Source organism: Larkinella sp. C7, assembly GCF_006149005.1.
GTDB lineage: Bacteria > Bacteroidota > Bacteroidia > Cytophagales > Spirosomataceae > Larkinella.
In genome coordinates, this window is sequence record NZ_VBSL01000005.1 from 584,925 (window position 1) to 603,750 (window position 18,826).

The 18,826-nt window shown below is 52.2% G+C and carries 15 protein-coding genes and 1 pseudogene; 3 read left to right on the forward strand and 13 right to left on the reverse strand.

Annotated elements, in window-relative coordinates; all coding sequences use genetic code 11:
• Positions 1 to 238: 238 nt before the first annotated feature.
• The 6 genes from glgB to FH871_RS16040 form a co-directional block, all read right to left on the reverse strand.
• Positions 239 to 2,251 (reverse strand): 1,4-alpha-glucan branching protein GlgB, encoded by a 2,013-nt coding sequence (glgB, locus tag FH871_RS16015; RefSeq protein WP_138992410.1) that lies wholly within the window; start codon positions 2,249 to 2,251, stop codon positions 239 to 241.
• Between the two features lie 73 nt (positions 2,252 to 2,324).
• Positions 2,325 to 2,918, reverse strand: a complete 594-nt coding sequence (locus FH871_RS16020) for a Uma2 family endonuclease (RefSeq protein ID WP_138992411.1) — start codon at positions 2,916 to 2,918, stop codon at positions 2,325 to 2,327.
• Positions 2,919 to 2,941: 23 nt separating this feature from the next.
• Entirely contained in the window at positions 2,942 to 4,627 is a 1,686-nt protein-coding gene (locus tag FH871_RS16025) for a putative maltokinase (RefSeq protein ID WP_138992412.1), read from the reverse strand.
• A 102-nt stretch (positions 4,628 to 4,729) separates the two neighbouring features.
• Positions 4,730 to 5,332: a hypothetical protein gene (locus FH871_RS16030; RefSeq protein WP_138992413.1), complete on the reverse strand. Its 603-nt coding sequence runs from the start codon at positions 5,330 to 5,332 to the stop codon at positions 4,730 to 4,732.
• 99 nt (positions 5,333 to 5,431) lie between these two features.
• Positions 5,432 to 5,833: a hypothetical protein gene (locus tag FH871_RS16035; RefSeq protein ID WP_138992414.1), complete on the reverse strand. Its 402-nt coding sequence runs from the start codon at positions 5,831 to 5,833 to the stop codon at positions 5,432 to 5,434.
• 246 nt (positions 5,834 to 6,079) lie between these two features.
• Positions 6,080 to 7,093 (reverse strand): chemotaxis protein CheB, encoded by a 1,014-nt coding sequence (locus FH871_RS16040; protein WP_138992415.1) that lies wholly within the window; start codon positions 7,091 to 7,093, stop codon positions 6,080 to 6,082.
• A gap of 163 nt (positions 7,094 to 7,256) precedes the next feature.
• Between FH871_RS16040 and FH871_RS34170 the strand changes: the two are divergent.
• From FH871_RS34170 to FH871_RS16050, 3 genes and pseudogenes are all read left to right on the forward strand, one after another.
• A pseudogene (locus FH871_RS34170) lies at positions 7,257 to 8,617 on the forward strand (chemotaxis protein CheB); the annotation flags it as partial.
• Between the two features lie 51 nt (positions 8,618 to 8,668).
• Positions 8,669 to 10,606: a PAS domain-containing protein gene (locus FH871_RS34175; protein WP_369008801.1), complete on the forward strand. Its 1,938-nt coding sequence runs from the start codon at positions 8,669 to 8,671 to the stop codon at positions 10,604 to 10,606.
• Positions 10,607 to 11,078: 472 nt separating this feature from the next.
• Positions 11,079 to 11,555, forward strand: a complete 477-nt coding sequence (locus FH871_RS16050; RefSeq protein ID WP_138992416.1) for a response regulator — start codon at positions 11,079 to 11,081, stop codon at positions 11,553 to 11,555.
• A gap of 32 nt (positions 11,556 to 11,587) precedes the next feature.
• On the opposite strand, the gene FH871_RS16055 is transcribed toward FH871_RS16050, so the two are convergent.
• The 7 genes from FH871_RS16055 to kaiC all read right to left on the reverse strand — a co-directional run bounded on the left by FH871_RS16055 (position 11,588) and on the right by kaiC (position 18,633).
• On the reverse strand, positions 11,588 to 12,418 hold the full coding sequence (locus FH871_RS16055) for a response regulator transcription factor (protein ID WP_171062858.1): 831 nt from the start codon (positions 12,416 to 12,418) through the stop codon (positions 11,588 to 11,590).
• 122 nt (positions 12,419 to 12,540) lie between these two features.
• On the reverse strand, positions 12,541 to 14,559 hold the full coding sequence (locus tag FH871_RS16060) for an alpha-1,4-glucan--maltose-1-phosphate maltosyltransferase (RefSeq protein WP_138992418.1): 2,019 nt from the start codon (positions 14,557 to 14,559) through the stop codon (positions 12,541 to 12,543).
• A gap of 22 nt (positions 14,560 to 14,581) precedes the next feature.
• Positions 14,582 to 15,007, reverse strand: a complete 426-nt coding sequence (locus FH871_RS16065) for a response regulator (protein ID WP_138992419.1) — start codon at positions 15,005 to 15,007, stop codon at positions 14,582 to 14,584.
• Between the two features lies 1 nt (position 15,008).
• Positions 15,009 to 16,289, reverse strand: a complete 1,281-nt coding sequence (locus FH871_RS16070) for an ATP-binding protein (RefSeq protein ID WP_138992420.1) — start codon at positions 16,287 to 16,289, stop codon at positions 15,009 to 15,011.
• Positions 16,289 to 16,612, reverse strand: a complete 324-nt coding sequence (locus FH871_RS16075) for a circadian clock KaiB family protein (RefSeq protein WP_138992421.1) — start codon at positions 16,610 to 16,612, stop codon at positions 16,289 to 16,291. The genes FH871_RS16070 and FH871_RS16075 overlap by 1 nt, the downstream gene beginning before the upstream one ends.
• 1 nt (position 16,613) lies before the next feature.
• Positions 16,614 to 16,907, reverse strand: coding sequence for a circadian clock KaiB family protein (locus FH871_RS16080; RefSeq protein ID WP_138992422.1), 294 nt, complete (start codon positions 16,905 to 16,907; stop codon positions 16,614 to 16,616).
• Positions 16,908 to 16,920: 13 nt separating this feature from the next.
• A complete protein-coding gene (kaiC, locus tag FH871_RS16085) occupies positions 16,921 to 18,633 on the reverse strand; it encodes a circadian clock protein KaiC (RefSeq protein WP_138992423.1) in 1,713 nt (570 codons plus the stop codon).
• Positions 18,634 to 18,826: the final 193 nt, after the last annotated feature.

The window sequence follows — 18,826 nt, forward strand, 5'->3', positions numbered from 1 at the left end:
TGATTTTGTTTTACGCCGACAGCATCATTTTTTTTGCCAGAAGTTGATTTTAGGGCCAATCCGGTAACATTCAGGCAAGTAAATGGTTTAGAAAACTTACGTATAAGGGTCACGACAGACGATTCAAGCATCCTGCTTTGACACGTGTAGAAATCCGGTGTCAAAATCATGCAGTTTATGATTGCCCAAACAAAATTTATTACAAAAAATATGCCCCTCGCGGGGGCATACCTGAATCTTATGCTTCATTATTCTGATACTTCAGCACCACCGCTCCCAACGGCGGCACGGTGAGCACAATGGAAGCCTGACGCCCTTGCCACTCCTGCGGTGCCGAGACAAGCGGCTGGCTATTCAGCAGGCCGCTCCCAAAAAACGCACGATCATCGCTGTTGAACAACTCGACCCAGGTGCCTGCCGCCGGAACACCAATGCGGTAGTCGGTGCGGGGAATGGGCGTCATGTTCAACACAATCACAACCTGCTCTTTGGTGCGGGTTCCTTTCCGGGCGTAGACAATCATGCTGTTTTCGCGGTCCGTCGTGTCGATCCACTCGAAGCCTTCGGCCACAAAGCTCTGCTCATACAGCGCCGGTTCGCTGCGATACAGCCGGTTTAAAGCTTTCATGCACTCTTTCATACCCTGATGGGGTGCATAGTCGAGGAGGTGCCAGTCGAGACTACCGTCGAATTTCCACTCCGAGGTTTGCCCAAATTCACAGCCCATAAACAGCAGTTTGGTGCCGGGATGCGTAAACATATACGTAAACAACAGCCGCAGGTTGGCAAACCGCTGCCACTCGTCACCCGGCATTTTACTGATCAGCGCCTTTTTGCCGTAGACCACCTCATCGTGCGAAAACGGCAGCATGAAGTTTTCCGAAAACGCATACACCGTGCTGAACGTCAGCTCATCCTGGTGCCAGCGACGGTAATACGAATCGCGCTGAAAATACCGCAGGGTGTCGTTCATCCAGCCCATCATCCACTTCATGCCGAAACCCAAACCGCCCGTATAGGTAGGTCGGGTCACGCCCGGGAAGGCCGTCGACTCCTCGGCAATCATCTGGACTTCCGGAAAATCCTTATAAACCGCTTCGTTCAGTTCTTTGAAGAGCGAAATGGCTTCCAGGTTTTCCCGGCCACCGAATACGTTGGGTTCCCATTCGCCGTGGTTGCGGGAATAATCGAGGTAGAGCATCGACGCGACGGCATCGACCCGCAATCCGTCGGCATGAAAGCGGTCCAGCCAGAACAGGGCATTGCTGAGCAGAAACGCCCGCACCTCGTTGCGACCGTAATTAAAAATGTAGCTTTTCCAGTCGGGATGATAGCCCTTCCGCATATCGGGATGCTCATACAGGTGCGAACCGTCGAACTCGTACAAACCGTGGGCATCACCCGGAAAATGTGAAGGCACCCAGTCGAGGTACACGCCGATGTTCTCCTGGTGCAGCCGTTCGATCATATTCATGAAATCCTGCGGAGTTCCGAACCGGCTGGTCGGCGCAAAATACCCGGTGATCTGATAGCCCCACGACGGGTCATACGGATGCTCCATGACGGGCATAAACTCGACGTGTGTAAAGCCCAGTTCCTTGATATAGGGCACCAGCGCATCGGCCACTTCACTGTACGACAATTGCCGGGTGGGCTCCGACGGGTCACGACGCCACGAATTCAGGTGAAGTTCATAGACGGAAAGGGGTTTGTTGAGGGCATTGAATTTCCCCCGGTTCCGCATCCAGTAATCATCTTTCCATTCGTACCAGTTGTCCCAGACAACCGAACCGGTTTTGGGCGGTGTTTCCCACCAGAGCGCAAAGGGATCTCCTTTTTCAAGTTCACGACCGCTATCGTGCGTAATAGCATACTTATAAATCTCACCCCGGCCAATGTGGGGCACAAAAGCTTCCCAGATCCCCGAACTGTCCCAGCGAACTTTCAGCGGATGGCTTCCTTTGTTCCAGCCATTAAAATTGCCGATAACGGCGACATATCGGGCCGACGGTGCCCAGACGGCAAAATACGTACCGACCACGCCGTCGACCTCGACGACGTGTGAACCCAGCTTTTCGTACAGACGGGTGTGTTTTCCGGCCCGGAAAAGATAAATATCAAATTCGGTTAATCGACTGTAATCCCCGGAACCGCTCGAAGGTGTCGGCAATTCGGGTGCCTGATCGACAGTCTCCGTTTCCGGTTTTGGGTCAGTGGTAACAGGACTTTGTTTGGTCGTACGTTTCGCCATAAGAAAGCTATATCGTTTAGCTCGTGAAATATAGACAAATTTTCACCGATGAATCCAACCGATTCACTGGGTTTTATTCTTCAAAAACTTCGTGGAGTTCAATCTGGAGGTTCGGAAAGATCAGCGGAGACAGGGTATCACTCTCGTCGTACGGGGGTTGCCCGATAAACTGCCCCTGTTCGTTGAGCGTATAGACCGGGACGTTATCGTATTCGGGCTGAACAATCCAGTATTCCCGGACACCGGCTTCCTGATACGCATCGAATTTCTCCTTCATTTCTTTCTTCGTATTGCCTTTCGACAACACTTCAATCACCAGATCCGGTGCACCAATGCAACCCGCATCATCCAGTTTGGCCGGATCGCAAACGATGCACAAATCCGGCTGAACCACGGTGGTGATCGTTTCATTCGTTGGTTTATTCTTGCGGGGCAGTCGCACATCGAACGGGGCCATGAAGACCTGACAGGGCTTGCCCTTCATATAATTACCAAACGGCAAATAGAACTTACCAACCAACGGCTGGTGACGGCAACCGAGTGCGGGCAACATTTTCCAGATGTAGCCGCGTATCAATTCAAGCCGCTCCTGAACCCGCCACGTCAGGTAGTCGGCATATGTATATTGCCGGGTTAAATCCAACTGATCCAAACTGGTTATTTCCATAGAAATGCGCGTTTAGCACAAACTTACTCTTTTTTCGTCTGCAACAATCCCATTTGCAGCAGCGGGAGTTCCGAATTCCGGGTTGGGTCGGCAATCCGTATTTTTTCAATTTCCCGGATCACATCCATAATTCCTTTCAACGGAATCTTGACCCAGGCCGGTCGGTAGCTGATTTCGTAGCCCAGTTCATACACGGCTTTTTCGAGCAGATACACCAGCAGCAAAAAGTTAACCTCGTTGCTGTTCTTGAACAGCGGATGTGGGCTGCCAACCGTTTCCAGGTAGGCATCCATGTACGTGTCGCGAATCAGTTTGAACCAACGTTCGGAAACGCGCTGCAGGTGATCGGGTTCAATGCCGGCGGTTTCTGTGCTGCCAAAGAGCTTGGCCGAAACCGCGTAATGATACGACCGGATCATGCCGGCGACGTCTTTCAGGGGCGAATGTTTGATCTTTCGCTCGCTGATGCTGCTCTCCGGTTCGCCTTCAAAATCGATGATAACGAAGTCGTTACCTGTTGCAAGAACCTGTCCCAGGTGGTAATCACCGTGAATCCGGATGCGCAGCGAGTCGAGCGGGCGGGTGCGGAAATCGTCAACAAACTCATCGATCATCTCCTTGGCTTCCATAAACACCCACGCCAGACGCTGCGCCAGCGGATCGAGTTTCGTGTAATTGTCGATGAGCAGGTTATACCGCCGTTCGAGCAAACTTTCAAACCGCCGGATGATAAACTCCCGGTAGTCGTCGGTGAACGGTTCGGCGGCAAATGCCGGATCGCCCGAGTCCGGGTCATACAGCGCCAGGTGCATTTGACCCGTTCGTCGGCCCAGCAGTTCCACCCGGTCGAACACGTCTTCCCGGATCGTAAACAAGCGGTGTGGAACCGCATACAGAAAATCGTTGAGGTAATCGCCCGTCTGGTTCCAGCTATCCTGCTGATTTTCAACCATGCGCTGCATCATCCCGAGTGTAATGTCCGGCACACCCTCCTGCTCCCAGATCACACTGCCGGCGTAGGCCGGGATATGGCTAAAATTGCTTTTTTCGGTCAGAAAACTGACGAGATCCACTTCCGGGTTGGTTTCCTGAAAAAGCTTGCGGTAAAGTTTCAGGAAATACTTCTCTCCCTGAGCCGGAACGCCAAAAACCAGTGCAGAATTACTTGAATCAACCGGTAATACACGACTGGTAATCAGTCCACTGGCATCTTCAATAGCCAACCCTTTTCCCCGGTGGAAGGTCAGTTTTCCGTTTGTTTGATCCAGGGTTTGCTGATGGGCCAGGTGATGATACAGGGCTTGCTGGAACCGCTCGTCGTAAATGGCATCGACCACCAAACCGCTTTTCTGGTCGAATTTCGCACGCGTCAGCACCCCTTTCGGGGCAATTGAAGAGGCCCCGGGATGATCAGCTTCAACAAACGACAAGGGAAGTAAATACCGTTCGGTTTCCCCGTCGGCATACGCGGCTTCCACGATAAACAGGAATGCCTTATCGTCGGGTTGATTACCGGAAAGAAACGCAATTTCGTGAACAACCCGAATGCGAAAGCCGGCCTGCTGGCGGGCTTTACCGGCAAACCACCGGCACGAGTTCACATAGGGAGGCAGAATCGCCGTTTCCAGAAACCGGATGGCATCCTGATCCCGGATTAGATTATTCCAGGCATAGGGGCTACTCAGGTTGGTTGCGGTTGAGTCGAACATGGAGACAAATCGGAGCTACAGGCGAAGCGATTCTGCCCGTAATAATACAAAGTGATTCCGTAAATAAGCCTATTTGTTGGGGATAAATTGCAAACCCGGCGTTTATTCTACCAGATAATCCATCAGAGTTTTCCACTGGATTTTCTGGTAGAAAAGCCAGCCGGTGGTGGCAATAACGGTATTGACCACCGCACGGCCTCCGGCTTCCGGATTCTGGTTGTTGATTCGTTCATTTTCGCCAATCTGACAGGCCGTTAAGGTATTTCCCACCCATTCCACACGAAACGTGCTGCTCGATTCATCGGTAAAAAAGTGTTCGGTCCGGTTTTCGTTTTCGTGCGGGTCAGCACAGGGACGCGCCGTAAAACCGGCTTTCGTTTCCTCATCGACAACCTGGGTCACCTTAACCCAGTTTACGGGCGTCGGGCCGGGGAGTTCCAGGCGAATTAAATCACCAACCACCGGCCGACCGGTTGACTTCGCAAGCCCTGAGGGATCGTGTAAAACAAAATCGGCTGTCATGCTGGAGACTTCAGACCAGCGGTTTACGGCAAAAACTTTCTCTCTGGCTTGGGCAAATGCCTGCAAAGTAGTCTGAGCGTCTGGATAATGCTTCTGGCTACAATACGTCTTGTCAACCGAGTCGTCGCCTTTTAAAAGATCAATGCCCTGTTGAATGGCCTCTCCGATGTTACTGGTTTTCATACGTTTTGGATTGAAGGGTCTACACGCTGTGTATTAAAAACCCATTCCGGCCGGTTGAGCGGAATGGGTTGTTTACGCTAAGCAGGATGCTAAAAGCCTTTATTGACGGGGGTTGGGCTTTTTACGGGTGGTGTCCGTACCGGTGTTGCCGAACGTACGGCCGTTGCTGCGGTCATTTTTGGCTTTCGGATACGATCTGGACCGGTTCTTTTCGGACACTTTGCCATCAGCGGTTGACGGCGACCGTGCTTCCCGATTCGCCTGCTGACCCGAACGGCCAAATTTATTGGATGTGCTGTTGCTATCCGGGCGAACACCGGTAACGTTCCGGCTAATGCCCGCCCGGGTTTTGCCGGGCTCCGTTTTCTGTTCTTTCACATTCCCGTTCTTGCTCTGAGCCGAATTGGCAGCATTGCCTTCCGAACTGGTCGTCTGAGCCTGGGTTGGCCGGGTGAAAATCAATCCTGTCAATACAGCGGCCATTAAGATTCCTTTTTTCATCGTTGAGTTGATTTACGAGACGTTTTCCCGTCCACAAGGTTCATCATACAGTGCATTCGTGCGGTTTGGATTGGTTGAAAAGCCAAACCGGTGACGACGGCCTTCTATGGTGTTAACCGCATACGCACCGCATTGTTATTGAAAATAAGCCAGGGTCCGGCAAAAGAAATTTGGTTTCTTCAACCTGAAAAGGCCGAATAAGTCCCAAGGTCCGTGGAAAATCACAACGCCCGAATGCCGCTTTTCTCACGGTTCAGGCTCCGTTTTCTGCTTCTGCTGATAGATAAATTCGTGGAGCCTGCGGGATTTTTCACGGGTCTGCCGGGATTTTTCGGTAAACTCCTGCGCAGCTTTTTGGTTACCGGCCTCGGCAAATTGTTTCGCCGACTGATCGAGCAACAGAATCGTCTCCTCAAACCCCCGAACGCCCTGCCACAGCGCTTCGTCAACGGTTTTGGTCACTTCGGCCAGCAGAGAACCTGCCGTATACGCATGACCCGTATGGCAACGATACCGGATCAGTTTGCCTTCTTTGATACTGACCAGGCTACCGTGGCACTCGGGGCAGGTTAAGGGCGTGAGTTCACCCAGATCAATGATGCCCATTTCGAAGGCGTTTTCTTCAGCGGCAATGTTGATTTCGGCCTCCATCCGGGTCTTTTCCTCGGCCGAAAGCGTAGGTTTTTCGGACACCTCCTCCTGGGTTAACCGGTTCAGCAACTGCGCCATTTCGGCCATCGGAACACTGTAGTCGACATCGACGTATTCCCGCACACTATCCGGCATGCTGGGATACAGGGCTTCGTCCGGTTCCTGAATAATGGTTAGCCCGCCGAGCCGTTTGATGGACCACATGCCTGAGGTGCCGTCGTTGAGCATTCCCGTTAGAACAACCCCAATCACCCGGGGGCCGTAGGTATATGCCGCAGACCGAAACAGGGCGTCGATGGAAGGGCGAAACCGGTTTTCTTTCGGACCTTTTTTGACAATCATCCGGTCATGTTCGACCAGCAGGTGATGGTCGGGCAGAGCGACATAAATCTGGCCTGGTCGAATGCTTTCTCCATCCCGGGGATGAACGGCCTTCAGGGGTCCCGCGTGGGTCAGAATATCAGGCAAAAAACTGGGTGAGTGGGGTGAAAGATGCTGCACGATAAAAATAGAAGCCCCAAAATCCGCGGAAAGAGTCGATACCAATTCTTTCAGGGCCGTTATTCCGCCGGCCGAAGAGCCTATAACTACCAGATTGCGCTTTGCCATACACGATATAACTATGAATTTTAGGATAAACACGTTCGCTCCTTCTCCAGAAGAGAAGGCGTAATCTAAGTTTGAAGAGTCTGGCAAATAGTCCTAACTTGCTTCCGGTACCTTCGTCTCCCAAAGTAAACAGTTAACTTGTACGATAGTTCTTGAAAATGGTATGGCAAAAAAAACAGCTTCTACCCATCGACCTCCGCTGAGACCAGTTCCGGTTGTTGCCATTGGCGCATCGGCGGGCGGTCTGGAGGCCCTGTCGCTTTTGCTGGCCAATTTGTCTTCGACAACCGGTTTTGCGTTTGTATACATTCAACACCTCGACCCCGAGCAGGAAAGCCACCTTTCCGCTCTGATGGGCCGGGTGACGCCCATGCCGGTTCGGGAGGCCGGGCAGGGAATGCGGATCGAACCCGATTCGGTCTACATCATTCCGCCCGACAAGGATATTGAAATCATTGACGGAACGCTGCGACTTTCCGCCCGGCAGCCCCGGCCCTACCTTCACATGCCCATCGACCAGTTCTTTATTTCGTTGGCCAATCAGCAGAAGGAAGGAGCCATTGCGATTTTGCTATCGGGGGCCGCTTCCGACGGCACTCTGGGTCTGAAAGCCATCAAAGCGGAAGGCGGTATCACGATGGCGCAGGATGAAACGGCTCAATTTCAGAGCATGCCCCAAACGGCCATTCGCGAGGGCGTGGTCGACCTGGTGCTTCCTCCGAAGGAAATTGCGAAAGAAGTGGAGCGGTTGAGCCACCAAAGCTACCTTTTCCGGTTGAACACACTTGTGGAAGGGCCGGGCGACGTGGAAACACCGGATGAAGACCTGAAAGCGGTTATTCTGTTCATCAAAAAAGCCACCGGAGTCGATTTCACCCATTACAAAATATCCACCATCCGGCGTCGCATCATCCGACGAATGCTGCTGTATAAACTGGAAAAATTGCAGGACTACATCCGGTATATGAAGCAGCACACCCATGAGGTCGACGCCCTGTACAGTGACCTGTTGATCAACGTGACGCATTTTTTTCGGGACGAGGAAACGATGGATTACCTGAAGAAAATTCTGCTGCCTCAGATCATTAAAAACAAACTGCCCCGCGACCCCCTGCGAATCTGGATTCCGGCCTGCTCGACGGGTCAGGAAGCCTACTCACTGGCCATGCTGATTCTGGAAGTTGTTGAGGACCGCGTTCCCAGTCTGCCCATCCATATTTTTGCGACAGATCTGAGCGAAGCCGCCATTGCCAAAGCCCGACAGGGCAACTACTCCCGCAGTGAGGTGATGGACATTTCGCCCCAGCGGCTGCTGCGGTTTTTCACGAAGGTGGATGATCATTACCGCATCAGCCGAACCATTCGTGATCTGTGCGTTTTTGCCCCCCATAACATTTTCAAAGACCCGCCCTTTCCCGGCTAGACCTCATCAGTTGCCGCAACCTGCTGATTTACCTGGACCAGGTGTTGCAGAAAAAAGCCATCGCGACCTTCCATTATGCTCTCAATCCAACCGGCTATCTGCTACTTGGAAAGTCTGAAACCATCGGCTCTTCCGCGCCGTTTTTTGCCCAGTTGGAAAAGAATTACAAAATCTACGTACGAAAAAATGATGTTACCAGCCGTCCTACCTTTGAAATGAATCCCCGGATGCCGGAAGCAGACCCTATGGAAGAGCCCAATCGAACCCCCAAAAATCCCAAGGCCGACCCTGCCTCCAGGGATCTGGATACCGTCGTCGACACACTGTTGCTAAGTCAGTATGTCCCGGCCAGCGTGGTGGTGAATCAGGACCTCGACATTCTTCAGTTTCGGGGCTCTACGGGTCTGTTTCTGGAGCCTTTGCCGGGAAAAGCCAGTCTCAATCTGCTCAAGATGGCCCGCCCGTCCCTGCTTTTCGAACTGCGCAACACCGTCCACAAGGCCCATAAATCAGGGGAGCCGATCCGGAAAACCGGTCTGGAAATCAAGGTGAAAAGCAAAACACACCAGGTAGCCATTGAAGCGGTTCCGCTCAAAACCGCAACGGAGGAACGGCTCTTTCTGATCATTTTTGAAGAAGTCACCACCCCGGCCCTGCAAGAGAGTGGAAAAACGGGGGTTCGCGTCCGCCGAATCAAACAACTGGAAGAAGAACTCGCCACCCTGCGGGAAGATCTGCATTCCATTATTGAGGAGCAGGAAGCCAATAACGAAGAATTGCAGTCGGCCAACGAGGAAATTATCAGCAGCAACGAAGAACTCCAGAGCATCAATGAGGAACTGGAAACGAGCAAAGAAGAAATCGAATCAGCGAACGAAGAACTGCAAACCATCAACCAGGAGTTGCAGCAACGCAACGACCAGTTGACGGAGGCTTATGCGTTTGCCGAAGACATTTTCTCCACCATTCGGGAAGCCACCCTCGTTCTGAACAGCGACCTGCGGGTGATGAGTGCCAACCAGGCTTTTTACACCATTTTCCGGGTTCGGCCCGAAGCCACCGAGGGGCGTTTGCTCTACGAACTTGGAAACCGCCAGTGGGACATTCCCCAACTCCGGAACATGCTCGATGCGGTGGTGCAGGAAGATGCCCAGTTTCAGGGATTTGAAGTAGCCCATAACTTTCCGGAAATCGGCGAAAAAGTGATGTACCTCAACGCGCGAAAGGTGGTTCGGCAACACAGTCAGGAAGCCATTCTGGTGGCCATTGAGGACATTACCGAACACCGGCAGGTGCAACGAATGCTGTCGGAACAGGAAGCGTGGTTTCACACCATTGTCGACAGTGCGCCGACGCTCATCTGGGTGGCTGGCCCCGACGCCCGTTACAAGTATCTCAACACGGCCTGGACAGCCTACGCCGGTCATCCCCCGAAAGAGGAACGGCTGCACGGCTGGACGGCCGATATTCATTCCGACGATAGGGAAGCCTACCTGGCCATTTACCGGAAAAGCTTTGAAGAACGGCTCCCCTTTTCCTTCGAATACCGGTTGCGCCGAAATGACGGCGAATACCGCTGGATGCAGGAAAAAGCCAGCCCTCTTTTCAAACCGGACGGCACATTCAATGGCTATCTGGGCACCTGCACCGACGTTCACCTGCAGAAGACCCTGACCCAGGAACTGGATTTGCGCGTTCAGGAGCGGACACGAGAAGTACAGAAAACCGCCGAAAGCTTACAGGCCGTGCTGAACAGTTCACCGGCGTCCATCGCCTATTTCAAAGCCATCCCCGAATCGAACGATATCACGGACTTTACGCTCGTGGTCTGCAATCAGAATTTTGCGACCTTGAACAACCAGCCTGTCAGCCAGATGCAGGGCCGACAGGCCAGCCAATTGTTTCCGAACCAGTGGTCGGCAGGCATGTTCGATCGATTCAAACAGGTCGTTGAAACCGGCGAACCCGTGTATGAAGAACAACAGAATTCAATTCCTGACACGGATCGCTGGTGGGGCTCGTCGATCATCAAATACGATGGCGGGCTCGTCGTCACCCGTCTGAACGTAAGCGGGCCAGGAGAAGGTTGAATTCACCCGGTTCGAGGTCGCTGAACGGTTGCTCGATCTGGGCCAAAGTATGAAACCGCTGGCCGACCAGCGGAATTTGTGGGTTCAAACCCGGGGTAAATCTTCGCTGTTGGTGACGAGCGACCCCATTCTCATACGCCGGATTGCCCAGAAGTCAATTCGGGATCAGAAACGGTTCCCGATCAGGCGGGTGATTAGGGAATTGGTCTGTCGATCGTCAAAAACCTGTGCGAGTTGTTGCGGGGTATCCTGACGGTGGAAACGCCACCCGAAGGAGGAACGGTTTTCAAACTGCAATTCCCGTAAACGTATATACCTCCCGGCAGAAACTTGGCCGCAATCCCAACCCGCCGGATCGGGCAAACAAAAAAAGAAAAAAATGTTCCATCTTCCTGAACACATCAAAATGGGGAAGCGTTGTGAATGTAATACCCTGTAATTTATAGTTTCCAGGAAACGCAACGTTGAAAACATGAATGACTCCAGAAATAAAAAAAGCCCGAATCGGCTCCGAAAAGCCCGACTCCTGGTTATTGAAGACAGTGCGGATCATCGGCTGCTGATAAAAAATGCGCTCCAGCAAAGTTTTATGGATATTGATACGGTGATCATGGCGGATGAGCATACCGCCATCCATTACCTCGAAGAATGCATGCAGACCGGACTGCGGCTTCCTCAGTTGATCCTGCTGGATCTGTATCTGCCGGAGCGGGAGAATGGCTGGGCTTTTCTGAAAAAAGTTAAAAACCTAAATCCGGAGGTCGGGCAAATCCCGGTCGTGGTATTCAGTAATTCAAGTGATTCCGAAGACATCGTGGAATCGTACGACCGTGGAGTGGCTTCCTACGTTGTCAAGCCCATGAACTTTACAGAGTGGACCGATTACTTTCAGACCCTGAAAGAATACTGGTGGGAAACCGTATCGTTACCCAACACCCATTCGATGTAAGAAAGGTTCCGCCCCGAAACCGGGTAGTTCAGCTAGACCGGGGTGGAGCGGACGTTCCCCGCCTGTGGCGCAGATGCAACCGACAGCCAATACCGAAATATTTTTTCCAGTACCTGAATGAACCGGGGCAGATCGGTGGGATAAACAATGACCGAATTGGCCCCCGATGCGTACCCCTGTTGAGCCTGGTCGTAATTGCCGGCCGATGACAGCAGAATGGTGGGAATAAACCGGAAGCGGGAACTGTTTTTGAGCGTTTGCAACGTGAGCAAACTGCCCGGCTGGCTCCCGTCCAACACAATCACGGCGGGCATATCGGCCTCTCCAGTGCCAGCAATCACTTTCTGAAGGCCGTTGCCGGTGTCGAATAGCTTCAGCCCCCATTGCGACCATTTTTCACCCATCAGTTGCTGCACCAAACCGCTTTTTAGCTCATCGGCCATCACCAGCCACATCCGCCGGGAAGCCAAAGACGAATGTTTTTTTTCGAGCCCAGCCAGAGCCACCAACGGAGAACTGACCGGCTCCCCATTTGCCGACAATGAAGGCGGCAGCATCTTAACCAGAAGCGGATCGATGATCAGACTCCAGCGCCGGCGGCTGACGGGCAGCGTTTCACCGTCCCGCAGGCTAACCGACCCCGCCATTTTGTGTCCCGGAGGAGCCTGAAAATCAGCAATGTAATGGGGATTAACCAGGGCCGTTTTATGAACCCGAAGAAAACCGGAGAGTTTCTTTTCAAAAAAAACCAGGGATTTTGCCAACAAAACCTTGCGCCCGTCGCCGTAATGCACCCACGTATAATTGCTGAACCCTTTCAGGTATTTGATCAACGCAGGGTATTGAATCGCTTCCTGAATCATGTTGTTTACCAATAAAATGCTATGCTTGCATGTTTTATAAAGTAACCGCATTCAGGACAATTGTAGCTGCATTTCTTAGGCAACGGCACTTCTTTTCAAGGTCCCATCAGCCGCCAAAACGGTCAGACTTCGATTTTCAGCAAGTGCATGGGCAACAAATACGGATCGAGTTCAACGTAGTTCCACTGCCCTTTCCAGGTATATTGCGCTCCGGTCAGCAAATCGTGCACCACGTATTCCTGGCCATCGGCGATTCCCAACTGCCAGATCGGCACCTGCACCATGCCCGCCCGCCGGTTGTAGGCGTCGGTATTGATCACCATGAGCAGCCGGTTGTGGCCCGTCACTTTCAGATAGGCCATCAGCGCGTCGTCGTCGATGCGGCAGAACGTCAAATTGTTGGTGGTTTGCAAGGCCGGGTTTTCCCGCCGGATGCGGTTGACCAGCCCGATCAGGTACGTCAGCCGGTTGGTGCGGTGCCAGTCCCAGTGCCGGATCTCGTATTTTTCGGAATCGATGTATTCTTCTTTGCCCGGAAACGGCAGGTGTTCCATCAACTCGAACGACGGCCCATAGATACCGTAGTTGGACGACAGCGTAGCCGCCAGCAAAAACCGGATCAGAAACTGCGGTTCGTGGCCCGATTGCAGGATGTAGGGGTTGATGTCGTGGGTGGTCGGCCAGAAATTCGGGCGGTAGTAGCGCTTCATTTCGCCCTGCGTCAGTTCCGTCAGGTATTCTTCCAGCTCCTGTTTGTTGTTACGCCAGGTGAAATAGGTGTACGACTGGGCAAAACCGCGCTTCGCCAGTTGCTGCATCACCTTCGGTTTGGTGAAGGCTTCGGCCAGAAATAACAGATCGGGATAGATCTTCCTGACTTCCGTAATCAGCCATTCCCAGAACTGAAACGGCTTGGTATGGGGGTTGTCGACCCGGATGATCCGGACACCCCACGACGCCCACGTCAGCATCGTCTCTTTCATTTCAATCCAGAGGCTCTGCCAGTCGTCGGTTTCAAAATAAACCGGGTAAATATCCTGGTATTTTTTCGGCGGATTTTCAGCGTATTGAATGGTGCCGTCGGGTCGTTTTTTAAACCATTCCGGGTGATCTTTGGCCCAGGGGTGATCGGGTGACACCTGAATGGCCAGGTCCATCGCCACCTCCATGCCGTGATTTCGGGCAATGGCAATCAGGTGTTTGAAGTCGTCGAGGGTTCCCAACTCGGGGTGAATGGCCGTGTGACCGCCCAGTTCCGAACCGATGCCATACGGAACACCGGGTTCGCCGGGCTGCGAAACCACATTATTATTTTTCCCTTTCCGAAACGACTGTCCAATGGGGTGAATCGGCGGCAGGTAGAGCACGTCGAAGCCCATCGCTTCGATGCGCGGCAACAACTTTTCCACATCCCGGAACGTGCCGTGTCGACCCGGTTCCGGTGAAGCAGATCGCGGAAAGAGGCAATACCACGTACTGAAACCGGCTTTGGGCCGATCGACGTCGACGATCAGTTCACGGGCATACCGGGCCGGGTGTTTCCGCTCGGGATACTGCTGGATGAGGTCCGTAAACAGACTACTTTCCACAAACTGAATAGACTCCTGGTAAGCCGCATCGTTGTATTCATCCGACCCGCTTTCCAGCAAACCGGCCAGCCACTCCAGCGTCGGTTTATCGTCACCTTCAGCCCGTTGCGCCATGCCTTCGACGTAAACCGCCCCGGCCTTGAGTTCGCTCGTCAGCCGTTGACCAGCCGCTACTTTCAATTCGACTTCGTGTTTCCAGGAAGCGATGTGATCCACCCAGCCTTCGATGGTGTAGGCATACAGTCCCGGTTTTTCGACGGTAAACGATGCGCCCCAGCGGTCATTGTTGATAAGAACCATCGGCACTTCAGTCCAGGCCGACTCATCCGGATGTTTATAAAGCAGCCGGGCCGCCAGTTTGTCGTGACCGTCCAGAAAAATATCCGCTTCAACGGCAATGCGATCCCCGGGGACGGCCTTGATCGGAAAACGTCCCCCATCGAGTTCGGGCGAAACCCGTTCGATCATGACACGAATCTGACCATCGGAAGGTAGATTTGCTAATTTATATGCCGCAGCGGCAGAACGGGAAGTTTTATTACGGGTGGCCATAGTCAACCTGATTGTCAATCGTTTAGCCAACGGACACGCGATGGCATGCCGCCAGAATTTCGTTCATCATCTCGTTGTAACCGTCCTTCGAAACGGGCTTGGATTTCACCGAAACCGCCCCCAGTTTCAGACACTCATCAATCAGTTCTCGCCCGACGTAGGTAGAATAAATAACGACGGCAATCCGCGACAGCCAATCCGTAGCTTTGATGGCTGTCAGCGTTTCTTTCCCCGTTAGCTTGGGCATATTCTGATCCAGAATGACAATATCCGGCAGTTCATCGGGCGACGTGATTCGATGCAGGTAGTCGAGCAATTCTACCCCCGATGTAACGCCGGGCAGCAGTTCAATATCGGTGCGATTCCCTAAAAAATCGATAAAAAACGCACGGTCATCCCCATCATCTTCAGCCAGTAAGATTTTCTTTCTGGATAGGTCAAAAGCCATTTCAAGCCGGTTTATGTTGCCTCAAAGGTAAGCTAATAATGAATGTAGAACCCATTCCTTCCTTACTTTGTGCCCTGATCCGGCCATTATGTTTGTCGATGATTCGTTTGGTAACCGCCAGTCCGATGCCCGATCCTTCGTAAATATCCTTGGTATTCAATCGCTGAAACAGCGAAAAAATTTTCTCAACATACTGTTCATCGAACCCAATCCCATTGTCGGTAATCGAAATGGAACACATCGGTTCTTCCTCCTTCGTTTCGGATTCGGCGGGGTCAGTCGCCTTGATTTCGATTACGGGCGGCTGATCGGCTTTGGAAAACTTCAGCGCGTTGCTGATCAGGTTTTGGAAAACCTGCCGGATCTGCCCCTGATTCACTTCCACTTCGGGTAATGAGTCGATCTGCACCCGGGCTTTTTTCTCCTGAATCCGGAGTTCAAAATCTTTCAATACCTCATTGAGCAGCTTGTTGAGATCGGTCAGAACGTATGTATCCGAATGCGTCGATAGCCGGGAATAACTCAGGATGTCGATGATCATGGTGCGCATCCGGTTGGAAGAGTCAATAATTTTTTCCAGATACCGCACGCTGTCGACCGGCAGTTCATCGATGTGTTTGTCTTTCAACAATTCCGAAAACATCTGGATTTTGCGCAACGGCTCCTGCAAATCGTGGGAGGCCACCGACGCAAACTGCTGCAGGTCGTGGTTGCTGACTTCCAGCGCCGTGTTCATTTCTTCCAGCCGATCGTTGTTGGACTTGAGCAGGCGCTGGGTGGCCTTCTGAACCGTGAGATCGGTTACGATGACGCTCATCGAAGTGCCGCCATCCAGTTCCAGCGTTGTTACGGAAAGCTGGCAGGGCACCTCCCTGTCCGTACCCAGGATGCAGATTTCCACTTTGCGGTCTTCTGTCCACCCATCATTGAACAGGCTGTTGTAGCGGTCTTTGTAGTCCGCCGGAATAAAGGTATCGAACGACAGGGCAATCACGTTCGACAGCGGCATACCCACCATCGACGCAAATTTTGAATTGCAGTAGAGAATCAATCCTGATTCATTCAGCGTCACCGCCCCTTCGTTCATCGTTTCGATAAACACCCGGTACGTCTGATCGGCGGTTTTGAGGCTGTAGAGTTCGTGTCCGTCCTTTCCCTGTACCACCAACGCGTCGACCTGACCCGTTCGTATGGCATGAATGGTCTCGGTGGCCTCTTCCAACTGGATCAGCAAGGCTTCGTTTTCCTGGACGAGTTGTTCGTAGGTTTTAACCGGTTTCATTAACTGGTATGAGCAATGCCCAGGCCTTTGAGCACCTTTTCGGTGTCCGACATATCGCCGATTAGCCTACGTTGCGGCAAGGGCATTTTTTTTATCAATAAAGGTAAAGCAATAATTTGCTCGCTTTCGGCAAGCATGCGTTGCTGGTAAACATCAATAATTTCCAGGGTATAGTTTCCCGCAAGATACGTTTCACAAATGTGTTTCAGATTGGCAATGGCACGGATTGAATTAATCGAAGCCCCGGTTACAAACAGGCGCAATTCATACTTCTGCCCGTCGCCATCAGAATCTGTATCCGGAGTTATTACTTGCTCAATCATGCTATTTTTTTGCCGGACGAATGTTCAATCCAACCAACACTTTTTCTTCGTTCGACAAATCGCCAATAATCTTCCGGATGGGTTCGGGCACCTTTTTGACCAGGGTCGGAATGGCCAGAATCTGGTCTCCTTCAGCCAGTTGCGGCTGAACCAGCAAGTCAATGACTTCGATGACGTACTTGCCTTTTAGATGCTCCTCACAATACCGCTTCAGATTAGCCAGCGCCGTCACGGATTTCGCCGTTTTGCCGGCAACATAGAGTCTTAACTCCCAAATTTCCTCTTTTGTTTCCATTCCGTTTCGGTGGCTATTGCTCATTATGACGGTTTTTGATTAGTTGTTCCCGGTTTTTCTCCAGCACATCCTTTCGCAATTCCTCTTCCACGTAGGCTTTATTCAATTCATCCTGTACGGATTCGAACTCTTCTTTTAAACTCGCAATCTTCGACTCCAGCACCAGGCGTTTGCGTTCGATTTCCCGATCCTTGCGGTTGAGGGCATAATCGCGCAACGCCTTGCCGGTCACCTCCTGCAATTGCTGGGCTTCCCGCGCGGAACCCGTCAGCACCCCCTCGGGGCTTAAAAAGACATCCACCAGATGCAGACCTCCGTCCGTAATTACAAACTCGCGGACCTGATTGGAATGCTTCATGCCGCGCGACTTCATGACGTACATACCCCGGTTCCGCTCACCGTTCGACTCAATATCCCGCACCAGCAACCAGGCATCCACCAACGACGAAACGCCCTCGTCTGTTTGCTCACTCACAATGGTGTTCAGCGATAGCGCCGTAAACATCACGGTTATTTGTCTTGATTGCAGAAAATCGATCAGCCGGATCAGCATCGACTTCACTTCGCTGACCGTACCCACCGTAATCAGATTGGTTATAGGGTCCAGCACAACCAGGTGAGGATCAAAATCTTCGATCAGCTTATGAATCGAGACCAGGTGCATTTCCAAACCGTTGAGCGTGGGCCGTGAAGCGTGAAATTTCAACAGGCCGGCATCGATGTGCTGCTGGAGATCGAACCCGATCGAGCGCATGTTCCGGATGATCTGCTGCGGTGACTCCTCAAACGCAAAATAAATACAACGCTCTTTCCGATTGCAGGCTTCGTGGGCAAAACTGGCGGCAATGCTCGTTTTTCCCGTACCGGCGGTTCCCGAAACCAGAATGCTGCTACCCCTGAAAAACCCTTTTCCCTCCAGCATTTTGTCCAGCGACGGAATCCCGGACGAAATCCGTTCCGACGTTACATCGTGCGTCAGGGTGAGCGACGTAACCGGCAATACCGAGATACCGCTCCGGTCGATCAAAAAAGGATATTCGTTGGTCCCATGCACCGACCCCCGGTATTTGACGATGCGCAAAAGCCGGGTGGAGATCTGGTTGGTAACCCGGTGATCGAGCAGAATCACGCAGTCAGAAATGTATTCTTCCAGCCCGTGGCGGGTCAGTGTGCCCCCTCCTCTTTCACCGGTGATGATGGTTGTCACTTTTTTGACTTTCAGCCATTCAAACAGCCGCCGGAGTTCAGCCCGCAAAATGCCCTGATCGAGCAGACCCGAAAACAGGTTTTCAATGGTGTCCAGCACCACGCGTTTCGCCCCAATGCTGTCGATGGCGTGTCCCAGCCGGATGAAAAGACCGTCCAGGTCGTATTCGCCGGTTTCCTCAATTTCGCTCCGTTCAATCCGCACATGATCGAGTCTGATCAGCTTATCCTGCTGAAGTTGGTTCAGGTCGTAGCCAAGCGAAGCCACGTTTAAAACCAGTTCTTCGGCTTTCTCTTCGAACGACATAAAAACTCCCGGTTCGTCATACATCACAGCCCCGTGAACAATGAATTCGATGGAGAATAAGGTTTTTCCGCAACCTGTTCCCCCGCAAATCAGCGTGGGCCGGTCTTTTGGTAATCCTCCGCCTGTGATTTCATCCAGACCAATAATACCGGTCAGGGCTTTGGGGAAAGAAGGAAGTGGCTGGGTAGGTTTTTGGGAGGAAGTCAGGCTCATCGATCGTGCAATTTTTCAAATCGTGTGGTGGAAAAGGGCATTTAATTTTCAAAAAACATAACCAGATTTCCCTGCAGAGTGTTTGACGACCGGGCCAGAATGATCCGTTTAAAGTTCGAAAATATACTAAAAAAACACACGTCCACGGCAATTTCTACCAAGCGTCCGGTTTCGAACCAGAAAATAAAGGATA